General features: G+C 62.9%; 10 protein-coding genes. 5 read left to right on the top strand and 5 right to left on the bottom strand.

Annotation, left to right across the window (positions count from 1 at the left end; genetic code table 11):
• Positions 1-21: 21 nt before the first annotated feature.
• The 4 genes from F8N82_RS08655 to F8N82_RS08640 all read right to left on the bottom strand — a co-directional run bounded on the left by F8N82_RS08655 (position 22) and on the right by F8N82_RS08640 (position 12,537).
• Positions 22-4,872: a hypothetical protein gene (locus F8N82_RS08655; RefSeq protein ID WP_038994850.1), complete on the bottom strand. Its 4,851-nt coding sequence runs from the start codon at positions 4,870-4,872 to the stop codon at positions 22-24.
• A 104-nt stretch (positions 4,873-4,976) separates the two neighbouring features.
• Positions 4,977-7,187: a 1,4-alpha-glucan branching protein GlgB gene (glgB, locus tag F8N82_RS08650; RefSeq protein WP_038994849.1), complete on the bottom strand. Its 2,211-nt coding sequence runs from the start codon at positions 7,185-7,187 to the stop codon at positions 4,977-4,979.
• On the bottom strand, positions 7,188-10,499 hold the full coding sequence (gene treS, locus F8N82_RS08645) for a maltose alpha-D-glucosyltransferase (protein ID WP_038994848.1): 3,312 nt from the start codon (positions 10,497-10,499) through the stop codon (positions 7,188-7,190). It lies immediately after the preceding gene.
• 13 nt (positions 10,500-10,512) lie between these two features.
• Positions 10,513-12,537 (bottom strand): alpha-1,4-glucan--maltose-1-phosphate maltosyltransferase, encoded by a 2,025-nt coding sequence (locus F8N82_RS08640; protein ID WP_038994847.1) that lies wholly within the window; start codon positions 12,535-12,537, stop codon positions 10,513-10,515.
• Between the two features lie 140 nt (positions 12,538-12,677).
• On the opposite strand from F8N82_RS08640, the gene F8N82_RS08635 reads away from it, so the two are divergent.
• Complete coding sequence (locus F8N82_RS08635; RefSeq protein ID WP_167336589.1) at positions 12,678-12,839, top strand: hypothetical protein; 162 nt, start codon at positions 12,678-12,680, stop codon at positions 12,837-12,839.
• 41 nt (positions 12,840-12,880) lie between these two features.
• Here F8N82_RS08635 and F8N82_RS08630 read toward each other — a convergent pair whose 3' ends face one another.
• Complete coding sequence (locus tag F8N82_RS08630; RefSeq protein ID WP_038994845.1) at positions 12,881-14,554, bottom strand: AMP-binding protein; 1,674 nt, start codon at positions 14,552-14,554, stop codon at positions 12,881-12,883.
• 259 nt (positions 14,555-14,813) lie between these two features.
• On the opposite strand from F8N82_RS08630, the gene F8N82_RS08625 reads away from it, so the two are divergent.
• Genes F8N82_RS08625 through F8N82_RS08610 form a run of 4 tightly spaced genes read left to right on the top strand, consistent with a single transcriptional unit; the run spans position 14,814 to position 20,375 of the window.
• Positions 14,814-15,977 (top strand): isovaleryl-CoA dehydrogenase, encoded by a 1,164-nt coding sequence (locus F8N82_RS08625; protein WP_038994844.1) that lies wholly within the window; start codon positions 14,814-14,816, stop codon positions 15,975-15,977.
• A 17-nt stretch (positions 15,978-15,994) separates the two neighbouring features.
• Positions 15,995-17,602, top strand: a complete 1,608-nt coding sequence (locus tag F8N82_RS08620; protein WP_038994843.1) for a carboxyl transferase domain-containing protein — start codon at positions 15,995-15,997, stop codon at positions 17,600-17,602.
• Between the two features lie 2 nt (positions 17,603-17,604).
• Positions 17,605-18,423, top strand: a complete 819-nt coding sequence (locus F8N82_RS08615; protein ID WP_038994842.1) for a gamma-carboxygeranoyl-CoA hydratase — start codon at positions 17,605-17,607, stop codon at positions 18,421-18,423.
• A complete protein-coding gene (locus tag F8N82_RS08610) occupies positions 18,420-20,375 on the top strand; it encodes an acetyl/propionyl/methylcrotonyl-CoA carboxylase subunit alpha (protein WP_038994841.1) in 1,956 nt (651 codons plus the stop codon). The genes F8N82_RS08615 and F8N82_RS08610 overlap by 4 nt, the downstream gene beginning before the upstream one ends.
• The last annotated feature ends 53 nt before the right edge of the window (positions 20,376-20,428 follow it).

Below are 20,428 nucleotides of genomic sequence, written 5' to 3'. Positions count from 1 at the left end.
GCCGGCCCGGCGAGCGCCGCCTTACGCCGCAGCCTGTGGGATCAAGGGCGTTTCGCGGCTCAGGTCCGCCGTGGTCAGGCGGCTGTTCAAGCGTGCCTTGGACTGCTCGGCCACATTGATGCTGTTCAGTTCAAACTGCGGCGCCTTGGCGGAGCCGTAGACCTGATAGGCTGCGTTCAGTTTAGCGTCCGCGAAGTAGTGCTTGAACAGCGCTTCAAAATCACTGAAACGCTCGAACTCGACCAGCCCGGTGTTCGGATCATAAAAATAATACTTCGCCTGCCCTTGGCTGATGCGCTTGCCCACCAACATCGCATGGTTTTCGGTGCCTAACTCAAAGTAACCCGTTGCCGGCATTGCCTTCATGCGAGTGCAGACGCCGTCCAGCGAAACATGTGTCATGGAGCGCGAAGGCAGAGCGTCATGATTCAAGGCCACCACACCACGTTTGAACATGACGCTTTCGGCTGCCTCAGGCTCTGCGGCAAACAGGAACAACCTGTCTACCAGGTTGTTCTGTGCCCCATCGTCCAATGCCACAGCCATTGCCTTGACCAACCCCAGGCACCGCCCCTCGCCGGTCCCGACGACCAATGCCTGAGGCGCTGCCCGGTACACCGCATTGCCCTGGACATTGAATTGCTTGAACCTGTTGCCTGCCCGCAACAGGTTCTTCATCACGGTCTCGCGGTAAACGGCACTGTCGATACGCTGCGCTATTGCGCCTTTGTGCAGGTCAGTAAGTTGTGCTTGATGACGAAGGTACCAGTTCTTGAGTTCTGTACTTGACCAGCGCTGGGTGTTGGCCGGCAAACCGGGGATAGCTACCGGTTGTTTTTTCCCCAGTTCATATTCCGTCTTTCGCACGCCCGTTGCGAACTTCCACTGGTGCAGGTGCTCAGCATATTTTTTGTCGATAACCGGCGGGGCTTCGAGCAACTCGCCTTTGGGCTGCCAGAAGCGCCCCGTCACTTGTCTGTAATCCGCAGGCGCCTTGATCAACACCGCACCCTCCTGATAGCTGACAGGTGACATACCGCGCACTTTTTGCGCAAAGGCCTTGGCATCTTTAAACGTGGAAAATTCCCGATACTTCACCGTCCAGCCATTGGCCTTCTGATAAGCACCAACCCAGAGCTCTTCAGGCAGAGCCATCGAGCCGTCCAGCACTTCATTCCCCCACTTGCCTGGCAGTGCAGGCTTGAGGTCAAAAACCATGCGCCGTCCATTCGGGGCGGTCCCCACAGCGACATACTGGACGATTTTACGCTCACCCCTCCAGGCGCTCATGACCCGTACCTTGATATCGCCAAACCCGTGACCCTGCAGGTAATTGATCGCTTGTCGACAGTACTTTGCTTTTGCTCGCAGGTTATTCACCGGCAAGTCATGAAGGTAGCTGCGTTGCGCCTCAACCTCGGCAGCGGTCATGGCAGCCCTGCCTGGGCCAAGCAATGGTTCACCCCGGAACTCGGCCACCGAGGCATCTGCGTAAACCCGCACACGTTGACCTTGCAGATGGATGCCGTCCTCGGTGAATGTCAACTGCTCCTCCAGGTCGACCGACCTCCAGCCATTACTGGACGCCTCAGTCGCCATCGCCTGTCGGCCCGGCCCGCTGACTTTGCCTTCGCCAAGGCTCAGGGAACCGTGCACAAGCTCTGCGTCACTTTCCCTGACCACCGCGACTCTATGACCGCGCGGCAAGGCCAGCAGGTCTTCGGCCGTGTGCACCTGTCGGGCCTCACTGCCCAGAAACGCCTCGCGCCATCCCTGCCTCATCGAAGCCGATACAGACTCAGAACTCAGCACGCCAGCACTGCCTTGCAGGTGCATCACTTGTTGCCAAGCAGCAGTACCTTGAGCCGCGGTGGGCTCGAATCCAATTTCGGCCATCATGAGTGAACGCTCACGAGGCGAAGCGCGAAGAAACGTCATAACACCGAGTCGCTCGGCGTTTTGTGTCGTCTGTTGCCGAGCCATCAATCTGGCGAATTGCCGTAGGTCCGCGCAAAACGTCCTCACTTGTTCGAATGTGTGCAAGATCGGACGCGCAAACGCTGCCCCGCCCAAACCAGCACCGACAATCAACGCCAGTTTATCGGCATAAATATCCTCTTCGGCACGGCGCACCAATTCAGCGCTATCTGCTTGCGCCAGCAACTGGGAATCGAAGTAAAGGCTAGCTAAACCGGTGCCCAGATCCAGGCCCACCCCAAGCATAAGAGGAATGTCTGCTCCCCCCGTGAAAACGCCCAAGGCAACCGAGGCGAGTGCAGCCCCAAATTGCATCAGCCCTTTCTCAAGCCTCAGTTTTGCATTGGCACGTTGCTCATCCGTGGTGAAGACCGCGCTGTTCAAATTCGAGTCCAGCCAAGCCATCTCGGCCGTGAACAAACTCGAATAGGGATTGTGTGCCTGCAGGAAGGTCAACCTTGGCGTAAAAAAATCAACGTTGCTGACCCTGAAACGCTGGGCGATGATCTGCTCGTCGGTGACCAATTGCTGATCCAGTTGCGACAGGTGTAAACGAGTAAAACGCAGCAACTCGTCAGAGCGATCATTGACCGCCCACAGGTAAATCTGTCCGGTTGCCGTCGAAACAAGCAGGGCACCCTGCTTTCCCCACAACGCCAGCAAATGAGGCACAACCCTGTTGTCGACCTGCACCAGGCGTTCATGGGTATGCCCGGAGAACCATCGCCTGACCAAATAATGGCCGTAACCTGCCGGGCTACTCAGTAGATACTTGGTCAGTACACCGCGAACGCGCTGACGGGCAGTGCTCTCATAATTGCTTTTGTACAACGGGTCATTTTTCAGGGCCGCCAAATCTTGAGAGCATTGTTCGGCTACCTTTCCGGAAAAAGTGCTGTCCTTGAGAAAAGGCACGACGGGATGCCCACGCAATGCTTGACTGGGCACAACATCGGCAATCACCGTGGTCGTACGATAGTGCTTGCCGAGCAGGACCTCGCGCACGGTGTATGGTTTTTCCTCAGTGACAAAGGCATTACTGACTTTGTAACCTCTGGGCGCCACCTTCACAGTGACTGTTTGATCCAGGACCGACGCATCAATGGTCACATTGCCGCTGCGTTGTTGCTGCATCACCTTGATCAGCATCGCATCGATATATTCATCACTCCCCAACACGGTGGCAGAACGTGATTCGGCTGTTTGCAGAGAGCGCGTGTCGACGTCATCGCTTGCCATGGGCGCTGACGACGGTTCACGCTCCAGTGCACGAATCCTGCTTTCTAGTTCTTCAATCCTGAAGCGGTTGTAGACCCTCTGCTGTACAGTGCTTTCCTTTGCCAACTCAAAGAATCTCTTGTTACTTATCAGAGCGTTGGACAGCATACTGACCGCTATTGGAAATACCCCGCTCGCGGTGCGCTGTAACGCTGTGTAGTTGACATAGTTGCTGGACAATTCGCGACTCTGCGCCTTGAGTGCATTGATCGCTTTATCGAGCGACTCGCGTGCTTCATTGACATGCGCTGGCGAAGTTTGAGCGTGCAATTCAGGCTTGTCCGCCACAACCTCTGGTTGCGCAACGGGGGCTGCTTGAGCTCCTGAAGTCATCGCAAGAGCCAACCCTGCAATCAGGCCAGTACTGGGCGAGTCAGTGACCACAGCCACTGCCAGCGGCAACAGGACATTCACGGGAGCCTCGAGCGCGGTCCTCTGGGGCATCCGCAACGGCGCCCCGGTAGCATCACGCGGATCAGGCTTGGCCTCCCTGGATTCAACATGAGTCAGTTGCCTACCTGGCGGTATGACAGTACCGGCCTTGTACATCTGCCCTGGAACAAAGCAGGGAACACCAAGGTTTACCATCAACTCGAGCCCTGCGCCCACAGCCGTCTTTGCCGGGGTGAGGTCGGGCATGCGCTGCAGGTTTTTCCCTGCCGCGCGAACCCATGCTCCGGGGTCCATGCGCTCAAGTAACTCCTCCCCCATTACCCCGGGAGCGCGCTGCGCAAATAACTTCCTGACGTTGCCTACCACGGTTGTAACATCCAGGTCGCCCACCCTGGCATCGAGCTTGTTCATCAGTATCTGCAGTTGCGGGTCGTCGAGTCCGGGAAGACGGCTGGCCAACGCCAGCAACAGTTGCTCGCGACTCTCATCCGGCCCCGTTCTTGCCAGATGCACCGCGCTCGCCAGCGGCATGCCAAAGTACCAAACGCCGAGCGCCAGAGGTCCTATGCCACCGAACACACCAAAACTGGCGGCTACGCAAGCCAACATGCCGACACGCATCAGCAGACTTGCCGGATTGATCGACCAATCTTGCGCTTTCACCTCGTCAACCGAAGGATGTACCTGCTCCCAGATCCGCGACAACAGCGGCTCATTCAACAGCACCCACTCGGCAAGCTCATTACGTAGCGCCAATACTTGCAGATCGCTGATGATCTGCGGCGCACAGTCCACGACCGCGGCGATGACTACCTTGAAGAAGGCATCACCCTGCAGGTCGATCGCGCGGAACTCACCCTTGCTTACCAGGCCAATTCGCATGGGTTCCAGCCTGATCCTGACAGCCTGGTCCAATTGATTTCGCCCAAGATGCTCCGGCTCCAGAGGGCAGGCCGGGTCCGCAATATCCACCCCATACAGCACCTGGCCATCCACCCCTTCGAGTATCAGGGTTTTGCATTCAAGCACGCCACTGGCCACCAGCAACCCAGGTAGCACAGTCATGGCGATGTTGTCCTCAACCGCTGCCGTGCGCAGTGCTTTGGCGATGCGTTGCAGGTCCATCCCGGGAGGGCTTGGCATCGCGCTGGCTTGTTGGACCTGGGCTACGTTTGCTGTCGACGTCCGCGCAGGGCTAACCGACAGGCTGGAAACAACGGGCATGACTGCGCTTCCACTGGAAAACGGGGAGCGCAGTACACCACCCTCTTACCGCCTTGAGCTTTCACAGAACGCTCAGTCGTTGCCCCCCGCTCGCCCCCCCCCCCTCACAGCGGTCGTAGTATCAACACCCCCAGCGGCGGCAGGTTGAGCCCCAGCGACAGCGGCTGGCCATGGCTGGGCAGTGCCTGGCTGGCGACCTCGCCAAGGTTGCCGTAATTGGAGCCGGCATACCCCTCGGCATCGCTGTTGAACACCTCGGCCCAGCGCTCGCCAAAGGGCACGCCGATGCGATAGCCCTCGCGCGGCACCGGGGTGAAGTTGGCCACCACCAGCAACGGCTCGCCGCTCGCGCTCCAACGCAGCCAGGCGTACACACTGTTGTGCGCATCATCGCCAATCAGCCACTGGAAGCCCTGGGGCAGGCAGTCCTGCTCGTGCAGGGCGCGCTCATCGCGATACAAGCGGTTGAGGTCGCTGACCAGCCGTTGCACGCCCAGGTGCTCGGGGTACTTGAGCAGGTACCAGTCCAGTTCGCTGTCGTGGTTCCATTCGCGCCACTGGCCGAACTCGCAGCCCATGAACAGCAGCTTCTTGCCCGGATGCGTCCACATGAAGGTCAGGTAGGCGCGCAGGTTAGCGAACTTCTGCCAGCGGTCGCCGGGCATCTTGTCGATCAGCGAATGCTTGCCGTGCACCACTTCGTCGTGGGAGATCGGCAGGATGAAATGCTCGGTATAGGCATAGATCAGGCCGAAGCTCATTTCATTGTGGTGATAGGTGCGGTGGATCGGGTCATTCTGGATGTAGTGCAAGGTGTCGTGCATCCAGCCCATGTTCCACTTGTAGGCAAAGCCCAGGCCGCCCTGCTGGGTCGGCTGGCTGACGCCCGGCCAGGCCGTCGACTCTTCGGCGATCACCAGGGCACCGGGGGCCTCCAGTGCCACCACGTCGTTGAGGTGACGCAAAAAGTCGATGGCTTCGAGGTTCTCGCGCCCGCCATGGCGGTTGGGCACCCACTCGCCGGCCTTGCGTGAATAGTCGCGATAGAGCATCGAGGCCACGGCATCCACACGCAGGCCGTCGATATGAAAGTGCTTGAGCCAGTGCAACGCCGAAGCCAGCATGAAGCCATGGACTTCGGTGCGGCCAAGGTTGTAGATCAGCGTGTCCCAATCCTGGTGGAAGCCCTCCAGCGGGTTGTCGTACTCGTACAGCGCAGTGCCGTCGAAACGCGCCAGGCCGTGGGTGTCGGTGGGGAAATGCGCCGGCACCCAGTCGAGGATCACGCCGATGCACGCCTGGTGGCAGGCGTCGATGAAGGCGGCAAAATCCTCGGCCGTGCCATAGCGCGCGGTGGGCGCGAACATCGACAGCGGCTGATAGCCCCAGGAGCCGCCAAACGGGTGTTCCATGATCGGCATCAGCTCGATATGGGTGAAGCCCAGTTGCTGGATATAGGGCACCAGGCGCTCGGCCAGTTCGCGCCAGTTGTAAAAGCCTGCCACTTCGCCGTTGTCGTCCAGCTCGCACTGCCAGGAGCCGGCGTGCAGTTCGTAGATCGACAGCGGCGCGTTGGTGGCCTGGCGTTCGCCGCGCCGTTGCATCCAGTCCTGGTCTTGCCAGTCATGGGCCAGGGGCCCGGCAACCCTGGAAGCGGTGCTCGGCGGCAACTCGGTGGCGCGGGCCAGCGGGTCAGCCTTGAGCGGCAGGATGCCCTCGCGCCCGAGCACTTCGAACTTATACGCTTCGCCAGCGCGCAGGCGCGGCACGAACAGCTCCCAGACCCCGGAGGGATGGCGCAGGCGCATGGGGTGACGGCGGCCGTCCCAGTTGTTGAAATCGCCGACCACCGACACGCGTCGGGCATTCGGCGCCCACACCGAGAAGCGCACGCCGTCGACCCCTTCGACGTTCAGCGGTTGCGCGCCCATCGCCGCGGACAGGTCGCGGTGATTGCCTTCGGCAAACAGGTACAGGTCCATGTCACCGAGCAACGGCCCGAAGCTGTAAGGATCCTCGGTGACCTGCTCGCCACCCGCCCAGTTGATCTGCAACAGGTACGGCTGCAGCTCCGGCAGATGAGTGATGAACAACCCCGGTACCGGGCCCTGCTCCAGTTCTGCCAGCACGCGACTGTCATCGCGGGCCAACACCCGCACGTTCAGGGCGTTAGGCAGATAGGCGCGGACAAACTGGCCACCGGCACCATCCGGGTGCGGGCCGAGCACCGCGAACGGGTCGGTATGTTCGGCTCTTACCAGGGCATCGATATCACGCTGCCCCAGTCCTCCTTCCTCGCGCTTGCGTTGAGTCATTTACTGCTCTCCCCAGGTACTGATCAGACCATGCAGGCCATGCAAAGGCACGGCCAGCCAATGCGGACGGTTCTCGGCTTCGTAGAGGATTTCGTAGGCGGCTTTCTCGAGACTGAACAACGCCAGCGCCGCCTGCTCGCCGTCGCCATGCTCCCAGGCATGGGGCATGGCCGCACTGGCCAGGCCATACGCCTCGACAAAGGCATGCCGGGCCTGGTGCAGGTAACGGCGGGCGACGCGTTGACGCGCCTGACGGGCAGCCTCGGAAAGATCGACACCAGAAGCACTGCGCAGCACCATCGCTGCAGCATAGTCGAAGGAACGCAGCACGCCGCTGACATCCTTGTACGGGCTGTGTTTGGCCCGTCGCTCGTCCAGCGGCCGCGCCGGTTCGCCCTCGAAATCGATCAGGTAGGCATCGCCCTGTACCACCAGCACCTGACCCAGGTGCAGGTCGCCATGCACGCGCATCAACAGCCCGCCCACCGCCTGCTTGCTCAGCTCGCCAATGTGCTTGAGCAGGCTCTTGCGTTGCTGTTGCAGGTCGTCGACCAGGGCTTGGCTATCACTGTCGAGGCTGACCCGGTGCGCCTGCAGCAGGTCCAGGGCGCGGGCCAGTTGGGCGCTGATCTGCTGGCTCCAGGCCTGGCTGTCGCGGCGGGTGCTGGCCCGCGGCTGGAAAGCAGGGTCAGCGCTGGGCACTGCCAGCAGCAGGTGCATCTCGCCCAGGCGCTGGCCAAGCAAGGCGGCAAAATCTGCCAGGTCCTGCAGGGCATCGGTGTGTATGTCCTGCGCCTTGCTCGAGGGCTCCATCTCGTCACGGATGGCCCGCTCAAGGTTGTTCTGGGTCCAGTCCCAGGCGTCACCCTGGTTGCTCAGGTAGCCCTGGGCGATCATCAGCAGGTGCGGCTGGGCCTGGGCGTCGACACGGCTGAGCCAACCCAGCAGCGGCGAGATATTGGCGAAGCCTGCGGCGGTCAGGTAGGCGCTCATTTCCAGCTCCGGATGCACCCCAGGGTTGACCCGGCGGATCAGCTTGAGCACCAGGCTGGCGCCGACCACCACCGAGCTGTTGGACTGCTCGGCGCTCAGGTAGCGGACTTGGGCATTATCTCCCAGGTTCAGTGCCGCCAGTTGTTCGCTGGCCTCAAAACGCAGCTCGCCCTCGCTGCACGGCAGGCGCAAGCCGTCCTTACAGCCGGCGAGTACCGCGCGCACGAAGCTCTCAAGGACGAAGCCGTCGGTGATCAAACCTACCTGACGACCGCGACGCACCCGGGCCAGGGCCAGTTGCTGCGGCGCCGGGCTGTTGATGTGTTCTTCGCCGATCAGGCCGAATGGCAGTTGATAGCGGCTGCTCTGGCCAGCGCCCTGCACCTCGATCTCGCTGAGCAATACCGGGCTTGTGGCAGCGCCAAAGCGCACGCCATAAACGATCCGCACCTGGTCGATGCGGGCTTCCTTGCCGGCAAACCAGCGGCGCTTGGGCAAGTACTGAGGCAGGATGCTGTCTTCCAAGGTGGCCCGTGCCGGCGCTTCGAGCAGTTCTTCCATGCGCTTTTTCAGCACCAGGGTGGTGAACTCCGGCAGGCTCTGGGCCGGCTCCATGTGCCAACTGGGCATCTGGTCCTTGTCGGCCAGCAGGAACCAATAAAAGCCATAGGGCGGCAAAGTCAGCAGGAACGGCAGTTGGCCGATCGGCGGGAAGGCGCTGCCACCGAGCATCTCCACCGGCACCTTGTCGGCGTATTGCTGCAGTTCGAGCTCGGCCGCTTGGGCGGCGCGTGAGACGTTGGCCACGCAGAGGATGATCTCGGTCTTGCCGTCACTGCCGGTGTACTCGCGGATATAGGCCAGAATCCGCCGGTTGCTCGGTGAGAGCATCTTCAGTGTGCCGCGGCCAAAGGCTTTCTGCTGCTTGCGCACCGCCAGCAAGCGCCGGTTCCAGTTGAGCAGCGAATGCGGGTCGTGGGCCTGGGCTTCGACGTTGACCGACTGGAAGCCGTACAGCGGGTCCATGATCGGCGGCAGTACCAGGCGCGCGGGGTCGGCGCGAGAGAAACCACCGTTGCGGTCAATCGACCACTGCATGGGTGTGCGTACGCCATCGCGGTCGCCCAGGTAGATGTTGTCGCCCATGCCGATCTCGTCGCCGTAGTACAGGGTCGGCGTGCCGGGCATCGACAGCAGCAGGCTGCACAGCAGCTCGACCCGACGCCGGTCGCGTTGCAGCAGCGGCGCCAGGCGCCGGCGAATGCCGAGGTTGATCCGCGCCCGGCGGTCTTCGGCGTAGTAGTTCCACAGGTAATCGCGCTCGCGATCGGTGACCATCTCCAGGGTCAGCTCATCGTGGTTGCGCAAGAAGATTGCCCACTGGCAGTTGGCCGGAATCTCCGGGGTCTGGCGCAGGATGTCGGTGATCGGAAAACGATCCTCCTGGGCCACGGCCATGTACATGCGCGGCATCAGCGGGAAGTGAAAGGCCATGTGGCATTCATCGCCCTGGCCTTCGCCAAAGTACAGCTGGGTGTCTTCCGGCCACTGGTTGGCCTCGGCCAGGAGCATGCGGTCGGGGTAGTTGGCGTCGATCTCGGCGCGGATCTTCTTCAGTACCTGATGGGTCTCGGGCAGGTTCTCGTTGTTGGTGCCGTCACGCTCGATCAGGTACGGGATGGCGTCCAGGCGCAGGCCGTCGACGCCCAGGTCGAGCCAGTAGCGCATGACTCCAAGCACCGCCTTGAGCACCTGCGGGTTGTCGAAGTTGAGGTCCGGCTGGTGCGAATAGAAACGGTGCCAGAAGTACTGGCCGGCTACCGGGTCCCAGGTCCAGTTGGATTTCTCGGTGTCGAGAAAGATGATCCGCGTACCGTCGTACTTCTGGTCGCTGTCGGACCATACATAAAAGTCCCGGGCCTTGCTGCCCGGCTTGGCGCGCCGGGCCTTCTGGAACCACGGGTGCTGGTCGGAGGTGTGATTGATGACCAGCTCCGTGATCACCCGCAGGCCACGCTTGTGCGCCTGGGCTATGAAGCGTTTGACGTCAGCCAGGGTGCCATAGTCGGGATGCACCGCCTTGTACTCGGCGATGTCGTAGCCATCGTCGCGGCGCGGCGAGGGATAGAACGGCAGCAGCCACAAGGTGTTGACCCCAAGCTCGGCAATGTAGTCGAGCTTGGCGATCAGCCCGGGAAAGTCACCGATACCATCGTTGTTGGAATCAAAGAAGGATTTGACGTGTACCTGGTAGATGATCGCGTCCTTGTACCACAACGGATCATCGATAAAGGCGGCTGGGCGGGCGCGCTTGGCCATGCTCGACTCCTTTCTAGAGGGCTTTTTCGATACGCCAGATACCAAACGGCAGGTGCCAGGGCTCGATGCGCATCCATTGGGTCTTGCCGTGCCAGGTCCAGCGATGGCCAGTCATCAGGTCTTCACCGAAGGTGTCGGCATGGTCGTCCAGCCCCAGCTCCCACAGCGGCAGTTCGAAATGCGCTTCCTGGGCGTTGTGCGGGTCGAGGCTGACAGCGATGAGGATGAAGTTGTCGCGCTCGGCGGTGCGTTTGCCGAAGTACAGGATGTTGTCGTTCCAGGCGTGATAGAAGGCGACGCCCAGGTGGGTGTGCAACGCCGGGTTCTGCCGGCGGATACGGTTGAGCTGGGCGATTTCGGCGATGATGTTGCCCGGCTGGGTGAAGTCGCGCGGGCGGATCTGGTACTTCTCCGAATCCAGGTATTCCTCCTTGCCCGGCACCGGCGATGCCTCGCACAGCTCGAAGCCCGAATACATGCCCCACAGGCCCGAACCCATGGCCGCCAGGGCGGCACGGATGAGGAAGCCGGCGCGCCCGGACTCATGCAGAAAGTACGGGTTGATGTCCGGGGTATTGACGAAGAAGTTCGGCCGGTAGCAGTAGCGCCACGGCGGCTGGTTGAGCTCTTCGAAGTAGCTTTGCAGCTCGGCCTTGGTGTTGCGCCAGGTGAAATAGGTATAGCTCTGGGAATAGCCGACCTTGCCCAGGCGCGCCATCATCGCAGGCTTGGTGAAGGCTTCGGCGAGGAAGATCACCTCTGGGTACTGACTGCGCACATTGGCGATCAGCCAGTGCCAGAACGGCAAAGGCTTGGTGTGCGGGTTATCGACCCGGAAGGTCTTGACCCCCTCCTTGACCCAGCCGACCACCACGTCGCGCAGGGCCAGCCACAAGGCCGGGACCGCATCGGCGGCGTAGAAGTCGACGTTGACGATGTCCTGGTATTTTTTCGGCGGATTCTCGGCGTAGCGGATGCTGCCGTCCGGGCGCCAGGAGAACCAGCCCGGATGTTCCTTGAGCCAGGGGTGGTCCTGGGAGCACTGGATGGCAAAATCCAGGGCGACTTCCAGGCCGTGCTCGGCGGCGGCGGCCACCAGCCGGCGAAAATCCTCGCGGCTGCCCAACTGCGGATGAATCGCCTCGTGCCCGCCTTCGGCGCCGCCAATCGCGTAGGGGCTGCCCGGGTCATCGGGCTCGGCCTGCAAGGCGTTGTTGCGGCCCTTGCGGTGGCGCACGCCGATGGGATGAATAGGCGGAAAATACAATACGTCAAAGCCCATGTCGCGGATCATCGGCAGGCGTTCGTGCACGTCATTGAAGGTGCCGTGACGTTGAGGATCGTCGGTGATCGAGCGCGGAAACAGCTCGTACCAACTGGCAAATTGCGCCTGGATGCGTTCGACATCCAGCGGGTATTCGGGGCTGCGGCTAAGGTAGCTGCGGTGCTCGGCCTCGGCCATCAGCACGGCGGTGTCCGGGTGCAGCAGCAAGGCCACCTGCTCGTCGACGGGCAGCCCCGGCAGGTGCTGGTACAAGGCCCGCAAGTGGTCACGCAGGGGCCCGTTGCTGCGGCCGATGTTGTGCTCGATCAGCAGCAACCCTTCCTGCAGCTCCAGCGGCACCGCGACGCCGGCGTTGAACTTCTTCTCCAGGTCATGGCAGTAGGTGGCGAACGGATCGATCCAGGCCTCGATGCTGAACAGGTGCCGGCCCTGCTCGCTGACGGTGAACTCGGCCTGCCACAGGTCATTGCCGGCAAACTGCATCGCCACGCAATGCCAGCGCCGGCTGTGGGCCTGGCGCCAGTTGAGCCTCACCGCCAAGGCATCATGGCCATCGGCATAGACCTTGCTGCTGACCTGCACCGGCTCGCCGACCACCGCCTTGACCGCAAACAGCCCGCCGTCGAGCACCGGCAGGGTGTTCTCGATGACGATCCGCGGCTCGAGCAAAGCCTGGGACAGGCTCAGGGCCTGGTCCGGATGGTCGTTCGCCGAAGCCAAGCGGTCAGTTTCGAAGGGCTCATCGCGGGTCATCGAACGTTGCTCCGTTATGAAGTGGCGGTAAAGGTTCAGAGCGGGGGCGCGGCCCGGGGTTCAAAAAAAATGAGCGATTGATCGGCGTCGGGGTCGAAACCCTGAGCATGTCATCCATAACCCCGTTGCGAGGTCAGGCCATGAACATTCCCATCCCGGCACAAACGCCCGATCCGAATATCGACGACCCGACACTGCCACCGCCGGTGCCGGACGAAGAGCCTGAGGAATTGCCGGTCCAACCGACGGTGCCGCCCACCGTGGGCGACCCGCCAAGCAACGAGCCGCCGGTGAAAGCGTAGTCTCCAATCGCTGGCAAGCCAGCGATTGGAGCGCTGCGGACTCAGCGCTTGATCAGCTCTTCGATGCTGATCTCACGCATCCTGAACTTCTGCACCTTGCCGGTCACCGTCATCGGAAACTCATCGACAAAGCGGTAGTAACGCGGAGCCTTGAAGTGGGCAATGCGGCTCTTGCACCACTGCTGCAGTTCGATCTCGCTGGCGCTGTGGCCAGGGTGGAACTTGATCCAGGCGACGATCTCTTCGCCATAACGCTCATCGGGAATGCCGATCACCTGCACATCGGCCACCGCCGGGTGGGTAAAGAAGAACTCCTCAAGCTCGCGCGGATAGATGTTCTCGCCGCCGCGAATGATCATGTCCTTGTTGCGCCCGGCGATGCACACATAGCCGGCCTCGTTCATGGTCGCCAGGTCACCGGTGTGCATCCAGCCCGCCGGGTCGATGGCTTCGCTGGTGGCCGCCGGATTGCCCCAGTAGCCGAGCATCACGCTGTAACCACGGGTGCACAGTTCACCGACCTGCCCGCGCGGCACGATGCAGCCCTGCTCGTCGACGATCTTGCTCTCCAGCTGCGGCTGGGTCCGCCCCACCGTGGTCACGCGCAGCTCAAGGTCGTCATCCGGGCCGGTTTGCATCGACACCGGGCTGGTTTCGGTCATGCCGTAGGCGATCTGCACCTCGCTCATGTGCATCTCGCCGATCACCCGGCGCATCACCTCGATCGGGCAGGTGGCGCCGGCCATGATCCCGGTGCGCAGGGTCGACAGGTCCATCTCGCTACGCTGCGGGTGATCGAGCATGGCGATGAACATGGTTGGCACGCCGTACAGCGCCGTGGCCTTTTCCTCGGCGACGCAGCTTAAGGTCAGCAGCGGGTCGAAGGCGTCGTTGGGGTAGATCATGGTGCTGGCGTGGGTGATGCAACCGAGGTTGCCCATGACCATGCCGAAGCAGTGGTACAGCGGCACCGGGATCACCAGGCGGTCGTGCTCGCTCAGGCCCAGGCTCTCGCCGACCATGTAGCCGTTGTTGAGGATGTTGTAGTGGCTGAGGGTGGCGCCCTTGGGGAAGCCGGTGGTGCCGGAGGTGTACTGGATGTTCACTGGCTGGTCGAACTGCAGGCTGTGCTGGCGGGCCTGGAACTCAGCCGGGTCGGTTTCGCTGGCAAGCCAGGCCAGGCGCTCCCAGGGCAGAAAGCCCGCTGGCGGCTGCACGTCGAGGCTGATCAGCCCGCGCAGCTCCGGCAGGCGCTCGCTGCGCAGTTGGCCCGGCGCCTGTTGCGCCAGGTCCGGCAGCAGTTCGCCGAGCATGGCGTGGTAATCGGAGGTCTTGAAGGCGCCGGCGCTGACCAGCCAGTGGCAGCCCGACTGCTTGAGCACGTATTCAAGCTCGCTGGTGCGATAGGCCGGGTTGATGTTGACCAGGATCACGCCGATCTTGGCGCTGGCAAACTGGGTAATACACCACTGCGCGCAGTTGGGCGCCCAGATGCCGAGGCGATCGCCGGTTTTCAGCCCCAGCGCCATTAGCGCCCGGGCATGCAGGTCGACGCTGGCGGCCAGCGCCTGCCAGGTGTAACGCTGCTGTTGATGGCGTACCACCAGCGCCTCGCGCTCGGCAAAGCGCGACACGGTCTGGTCAAACGCCTGGCCGACGGTCATGGCCAGCAACGGCTTGTCCTGGCGGCCCTGGGTATAGCTCGGTTGATTCATGGCGGTCCCTTTTTGTGTTTGTTCTGGGAGCTGATTCAAGCGGGTCTTACTCTGGCGCATATTTACGTTAACGTAAAGGTCATGGCGAGATTGACAGTGACCGATGGCAGGTTTACGTTAACGTAAAGGTTACTGAGCAACAGGGTTTGCGGTGTGAACCTATCGCGGCTCCCACAAAGAACTGTGGGAGCGGGCTTGACCCGCGATGAGGCCAGCACAAGCACCCTTAATCCAAGAACAAACAAGAGAAGGTGCCAGCATGCGTTATCCGACCCTGAACTTCGCCCTGGGCGAAACCATCGACATGCTCCGCGACCAGGTCCAGTCCTTCGTCGCTGCCGAGCTGGCGCCACGCGCCGCGCAGATCGACCAGGACAACCTGTTCCCCGCCGACATGTGGCGCAAGTTCGGCGACATGGGCCTGCTCGGCATCACCGTCAGCGAAGAGTACGGCGGCGCCGGCCTCGGTTACCTGGCCCACGTGGTGGCCATGGAAGAAATCAGCCGCGGCTCGGCCTCGGTCGCCCTCTCCTACGGCGCCCACTCCAACCTCTGCGTCAACCAGATCAACCGCAACGGCAACGCCGAGCAGAAAGCCAAGTACCTGCCCAAGCTGATCAGCGGCGAGCACATCGGCGCCCTGGCCATGAGCGAACCCAACGCCGGCTCCGACGTGGTGTCGATGAAACTGCGCGCCGAACAGCGCGGCGACCACTTCGTCCTCAACGGCAGCAAGACCTGGATCACCAACGGCCCCGACGCCAACACCTACGTGATCTACGCCAAGACCGACCTTGAGAAAGGCGCCCACGGCATCACCGCCTTTATTGTCGAGCGTGACTGGAAAGGCTTCAGCCGCAGCAACAAGTTCGACAAGCTGGGCATGCGCGGTTCCAACACCTGCGAGCTGTTCTTCGACAACGTCGAAGTCCCCAAAGAGAACATCCTCGGTGCACTCAACGGCGGCGTCAAAGTGCTGATGAGCGGCCTGGACTACGAGCGCGTGGTGCTCTCCGGCGGCCCGACCGGGATCATGCAGGCCTGCATGGACCTGGTGGTGCCCTACATCCACGACCGCAAGCAGTTCGGCCAGAGCATCGGCGAGTTCCAGCTGATCCAGGGCAAGATCGCCGACATGTACACCCAGCTCAATGCCAGCCGCGCCTACCTGTACGCCGTGGCCCAGGCCTGCGACCGTGCCGAAACCACGCGCAAGGACGCCGCCGGGGTCATCCTTTATACCGCCGAGCGCGCCACCCAGATGGCCCTTGAGGCGATCCAGATCCTCGGTGGCAACGGCTACATCAACGAGTTCCCCGCAGGCCGCCTGCTGCGTGACGCCAAGCTCTACGAGATCGGCGCCGGCACCAGTGAGATCCGCCGGATGCTGATCGGCCGCGAATTGTTCAACGAAACCCGCTGAGCACAAGGAATCGCGCCATGGCTACCTTGCACACCCAGATCAACCCGCGCTCGGCGGAGTTCGCCACTAACAGCGCGACCATGCTCGAACAGGTCAACGCCCTGCGCAGCCTGATCGCCCAGGTTCACCAGGGCGGCGGCCCCAAGGCTCAGGAGCGGCACACCTCGCGCGGCAAACTGTTGCCACGCGAGCGCATCGACCGCCTGCTCGACGCAGGCTCGCCGTTCCTCGAAATCGGCCAGTTGGCCGCCCATGAGGTGTACGGCGAAGACGTCCCGGCCGCTGGCGTGATCGCCGGCATCGGCCGGGTCGAAGGCGTCGAATGCATGATCGTCGCCAACGACGCCACGGTCAAAGGCGGCTCCTACTACCCGCTGACGGTAAAAAAACACCTGCGCGCCCAGGCCATCGCCCTGCAGAACCGCCTGCCGTGCCTGTACCTGGTGGACTCCGGTGGCGCCAACCTGCCACGTCAGGACGAAGTGTTCCCTGACCGCGAACACTTCGGGCGGATCTTCTTCAACCAGGCCAACATGAGCGCCCTGGGCATTCCCCAGATCGCCGTGGTCATGGGCTCGTGCACCGCCGGTGGCGCCTATGTGCCGGCCATGGCCGACGAAGCGATCATGGTCCGCCAGCAGGCGACGATCTTTCTTGCCGGCCCACCGCTGGTCAAGGCCGCTACCGGTGAAGTGGTCAGCGCCGAAGACCTCGGTGGCGCCGATGTGCACTGCAAAGTCAGTGGCGTTGCCGACCACTATGCCGACAACGACGAACACGCCCTGGCCATCGCCCGGCGCTGCGTGGCCAACCTCAACTGGCACAAGCTCGGCGAGCTGCAGCAACGCGCCCCGGTGGCGCCGCTGTACAGCAGTGAAGAGCTGTACGGCGTGGTTCCAGCCGACGCCAAGCAGCCGTTCGATGTACGCGAGGTGATTGCGCGGCTGGTCGACGGCTCGCAGTTCGATGAATTCAAGGCGCTGTTCGGCACCACCCTGGTGTGTGGCTTTGCCCACCTGCACGGCTACCCGGTGGCGATCCTGGCCAACAACGGCATCCTCTTCGCGCAAGCGGCGCAAAAAGGCGCGCACTTCATCGAACTGGCCTGCCAGCGTGGCATCCCGCTATTGTTTTTGCAGAACATCACCGGCTTCATGGTCGGCCAGAAGTACGAAGCCGGCGGCATCGCCAAGCACGGCGCCAAGCTGGTCACCGCAGTAGCCTGCGCCCAGGTGCCGAAGTTCACGGTGATCATCGGCGGCAGCTTCGGTGCCGGCAACTACGGCATGTGCGGCCGCGCCTACGACCCGCGCTTTTTGTGGATGTGGCCGAACGCGCGAATCGGCGTGATGGGCGCCGAACAAGCCGCCGGCGTGCTGGCCCAGGTCAAGCGCGAGCAGAGCGAACGCAGCGGCCAGGCCTTCAGCGCCGAAGACGAAGCGCGCCTCAAGCAACCGATCCTCGACCAGTACGAGCACCAGGGCCACCCCTACTACTCCAGCGCCCGGCTGTGGGACGACGGGGTCATCGACCCGGCGCAAACCCGCGAGATCCTTGGCCTGGCGTTGTCCGCTGCCCTCAACGCACCGATCGAACAAAGCCGTTTCGGCATTTTCCGGATGTGACCATGAGCGACTTCACTACCCTTGAACTGATCAAGGACCCCCGTGGTTTCGCCACCCTGTGGCTAAGCCGGGAAGACAAGAACAACGCCTTCAACGCACAGATGATCCGCGAGCTGATCATCGCCATCGACCACATCGGCGCCGACAGCAGCCTGCGTTTCGTGCTGCTGCGCGGCCGCGGCCGGCACTTCAGTGCTGGCGCCGATCTGGCCTGGATGCAGCAGTCGGCGCAGCTGGACTACAACACCAACCTCGATGATGCCCGCGAGCTGGCCGAACTGATGTACAACCTGGCGCGGCTCAAAGTACCGACGCTGGCCGTGGTGCAAGGCGCAGCCTTTGGCGGTGCCCTGGGCCTGATCAGTTGCTGTGACATGGCCATTGGCGCCAGCGACGCGCAGTTGTGCCTGTCCGAGGTGCGCATCGGCCTGGCGCCGGCGGTAATCAGCCCATTCGTGGTCCAGGCCATGGGCGAGCGCGCCGCCCGCCGCTACGCCCTGACCGCCGAACGCTTCAGCGGTGAGCGTGCCCGTGAGCTGGGCCTGCTGGCCGAAGCCTACCCGGCCGCCGAACTGGAACAGCAGGTGGAGAAATGGATCGACAACCTGCTGCTCAACAGCCCGCTGGCCATGCGGGCCAGTAAAGAACTATTGCGCGAAGTCGGCCATGGCGAACTGACCCCGGCCATCCGCCGCTACTGTGAGAACGCCATCGCCCGCATCCGCGTCAGCCCCGAAGGTCAAGAAGGCCTGCGCGCCTTCCTGGAAAAACGCAGCCCGGCCTGGCAGGGCGAACCGTCGAACAAGGAGCCGCGCCCATGAGCCGCACCCCGTTGACCACCCTGCTGGTCGCCAACCGTGGCGAGATCGCCTGCCGGGTGATGCGCACCGCCAAGGCCCTGGGCCTGACCACCGTGGCCGTGCACAGCGCCATCGACCGTGAAGCGCGCCACAGCCGTGAAGCTGACATCCGCGTCGACCTCGGTGGGGCCAAGGCCGCTGAAAGCTACCTGGACATCGACAAACTGCTGGCCGCGGCCAAAGCCAGCGGCGCCCAGGCGATCCACCCCGGCTACGGCTTCTTGTCCGAGAACGCAGGCTTTGCCCGCGCCATTGAACAGGCCGGGCTGATTTTCCTTGGCCCACCGGCCAGCGCCATCGATGCCATGGGCAGCAAGTCGGCGGCCAAGGCCCTGATGGAACAGGCCGGCGTGCCCCTGGTGCCGGGTTATCACGGCGAAGCCCAGGACCTGGAAACCTTCCGCGCCGCCGCCGAGAAGATTGGCTACCCGGTGCTGCTCAAGGCCACCGCCGGTGGCGGCGGCAAGGGCATGAAGGTGGTCGAGCACGAAAGCCAGCTCGGCGAAGCCCTGGCCTCGGCCCAGCGTGAAGCGCAGTCTTCGTTCGGCGATGCGCGCATGCTGGTGGAAAAATACGTGCTCAAGCCCCGCCACGTCGAGATCCAGGTGTTCGCCGACCAGCACGGCAACTGCCTGTACCTGAACGAGCGCGACTGCTCGATCCAGCGTCGGCACCAGAAGGTCGTCGAAGAAGCCCCTGCCCCGGGCCTGAGCAGCGCCCAGCGCCAGGCCATGGGCGAAGCGGCGGTCAAGGCCGCCCAGGCCATCGGCTACGTCGGCGCCGGCACGGTGGAGTTTCTGCTCGATGCCCGTGGCGAATTCTTCTTCATGGAGATGAACACCCGCCTGCAGGTCGAGCACCCGGTCACCGAAGCGATCACCGGCCTGGACCTGGTGGCCTGGCAGATCCGCGTCGCCTGTGGCGAGCCGCTGCCGATCAGCCAGGACCAGGTACCGCTCAACGGTCACGCCATCGAAGTGCGCCTGTATGCCGAAGACCCGGCCAATGATTTTCTGCCGGCCACTGGCCATCTAGCGCTGTACCGTGAGTCGGCGCCGGGCGAAGGCCGACGGGTCGACAGCGGCGTCAGTGAAGGTGACGACGTCTCGCCGTTCTATGACCCGATGCTCGGCAAGCTGATCGCCTGGGGCGAAACCCGCGAACAGGCGCGCCTGCGCTTGCTGGCGATGCTCGACGAGTTCGCCATTGGCGGGCTGAAAACCAACATCGCCTTCTTGCGGCGCATCCTCGCCCACCCGGCATTTGCCGAGGCCGAGCTGGATACCGGGTTCATTGCGCGCTACCAGGAACAACTGCTGCCTGCACCGCAAGCCTTGCCTGCGGCGTTCTGGCAGGCAGCGGCCGAAGCCTTCATCCAGAGCCAACCGTTGGCACCACGGGCCGATGACCGGCATTCGCCGTGGGCCGCCAACAGCGGCTTTCGTGCCGGCGTCCCGGCGCAGATCAGCCTGCACCTGACCTGCAACGGTGAAGCCCGGGCCATCAACCTGAGCCAGGCGGCGGCATCGAACCTGACCCTGGACGGCGAGCAGTTGCTGATCGACCAGAGCGGCCTGCGCCGTCGGCACCTGGCCATCCGCCGTGGCGACACCCTGTACCTGCAGTGGGACGGCGAGCTGCACAGCATCAACCGCTACGACCCGATAGCCGAAGCCGACGCCAGCCACAGCCACCAGGGCGGCCTTGGCGCGCCCATGAACGGCAGCATCGTGCGGGTGCTGGTGGAGGTCGGTCAGGCGGTGGACACCGGCACGCAACTGGTGGTGCTGGAAGCCATGAAGATGGAACACAGCATCCGTGCGCCCCACGCCGGGACGGTCAAGGCGCTGTTCTGCCAGGAAGGCGAGATGGTCAGTGAAGGGGCTGTGCTGGTGGAGCTGGAAGAGGCTTGAGGGCCTCATCGCGGGGCAAGCCCGCTCCCACATGGACCTGTGGGAGCGGGCTT

It is taken from the genome of Pseudomonas fluorescens (genome assembly GCF_902497775.2).
Taxonomy (GTDB): Bacteria; Pseudomonadota; Gammaproteobacteria; order Pseudomonadales; family Pseudomonadaceae; genus Aquipseudomonas; species Aquipseudomonas putida_F.
The sequence above is the reverse complement of the archived record's forward strand: the minus strand, read 5'-3'. Positions and strand labels throughout refer to the sequence as shown.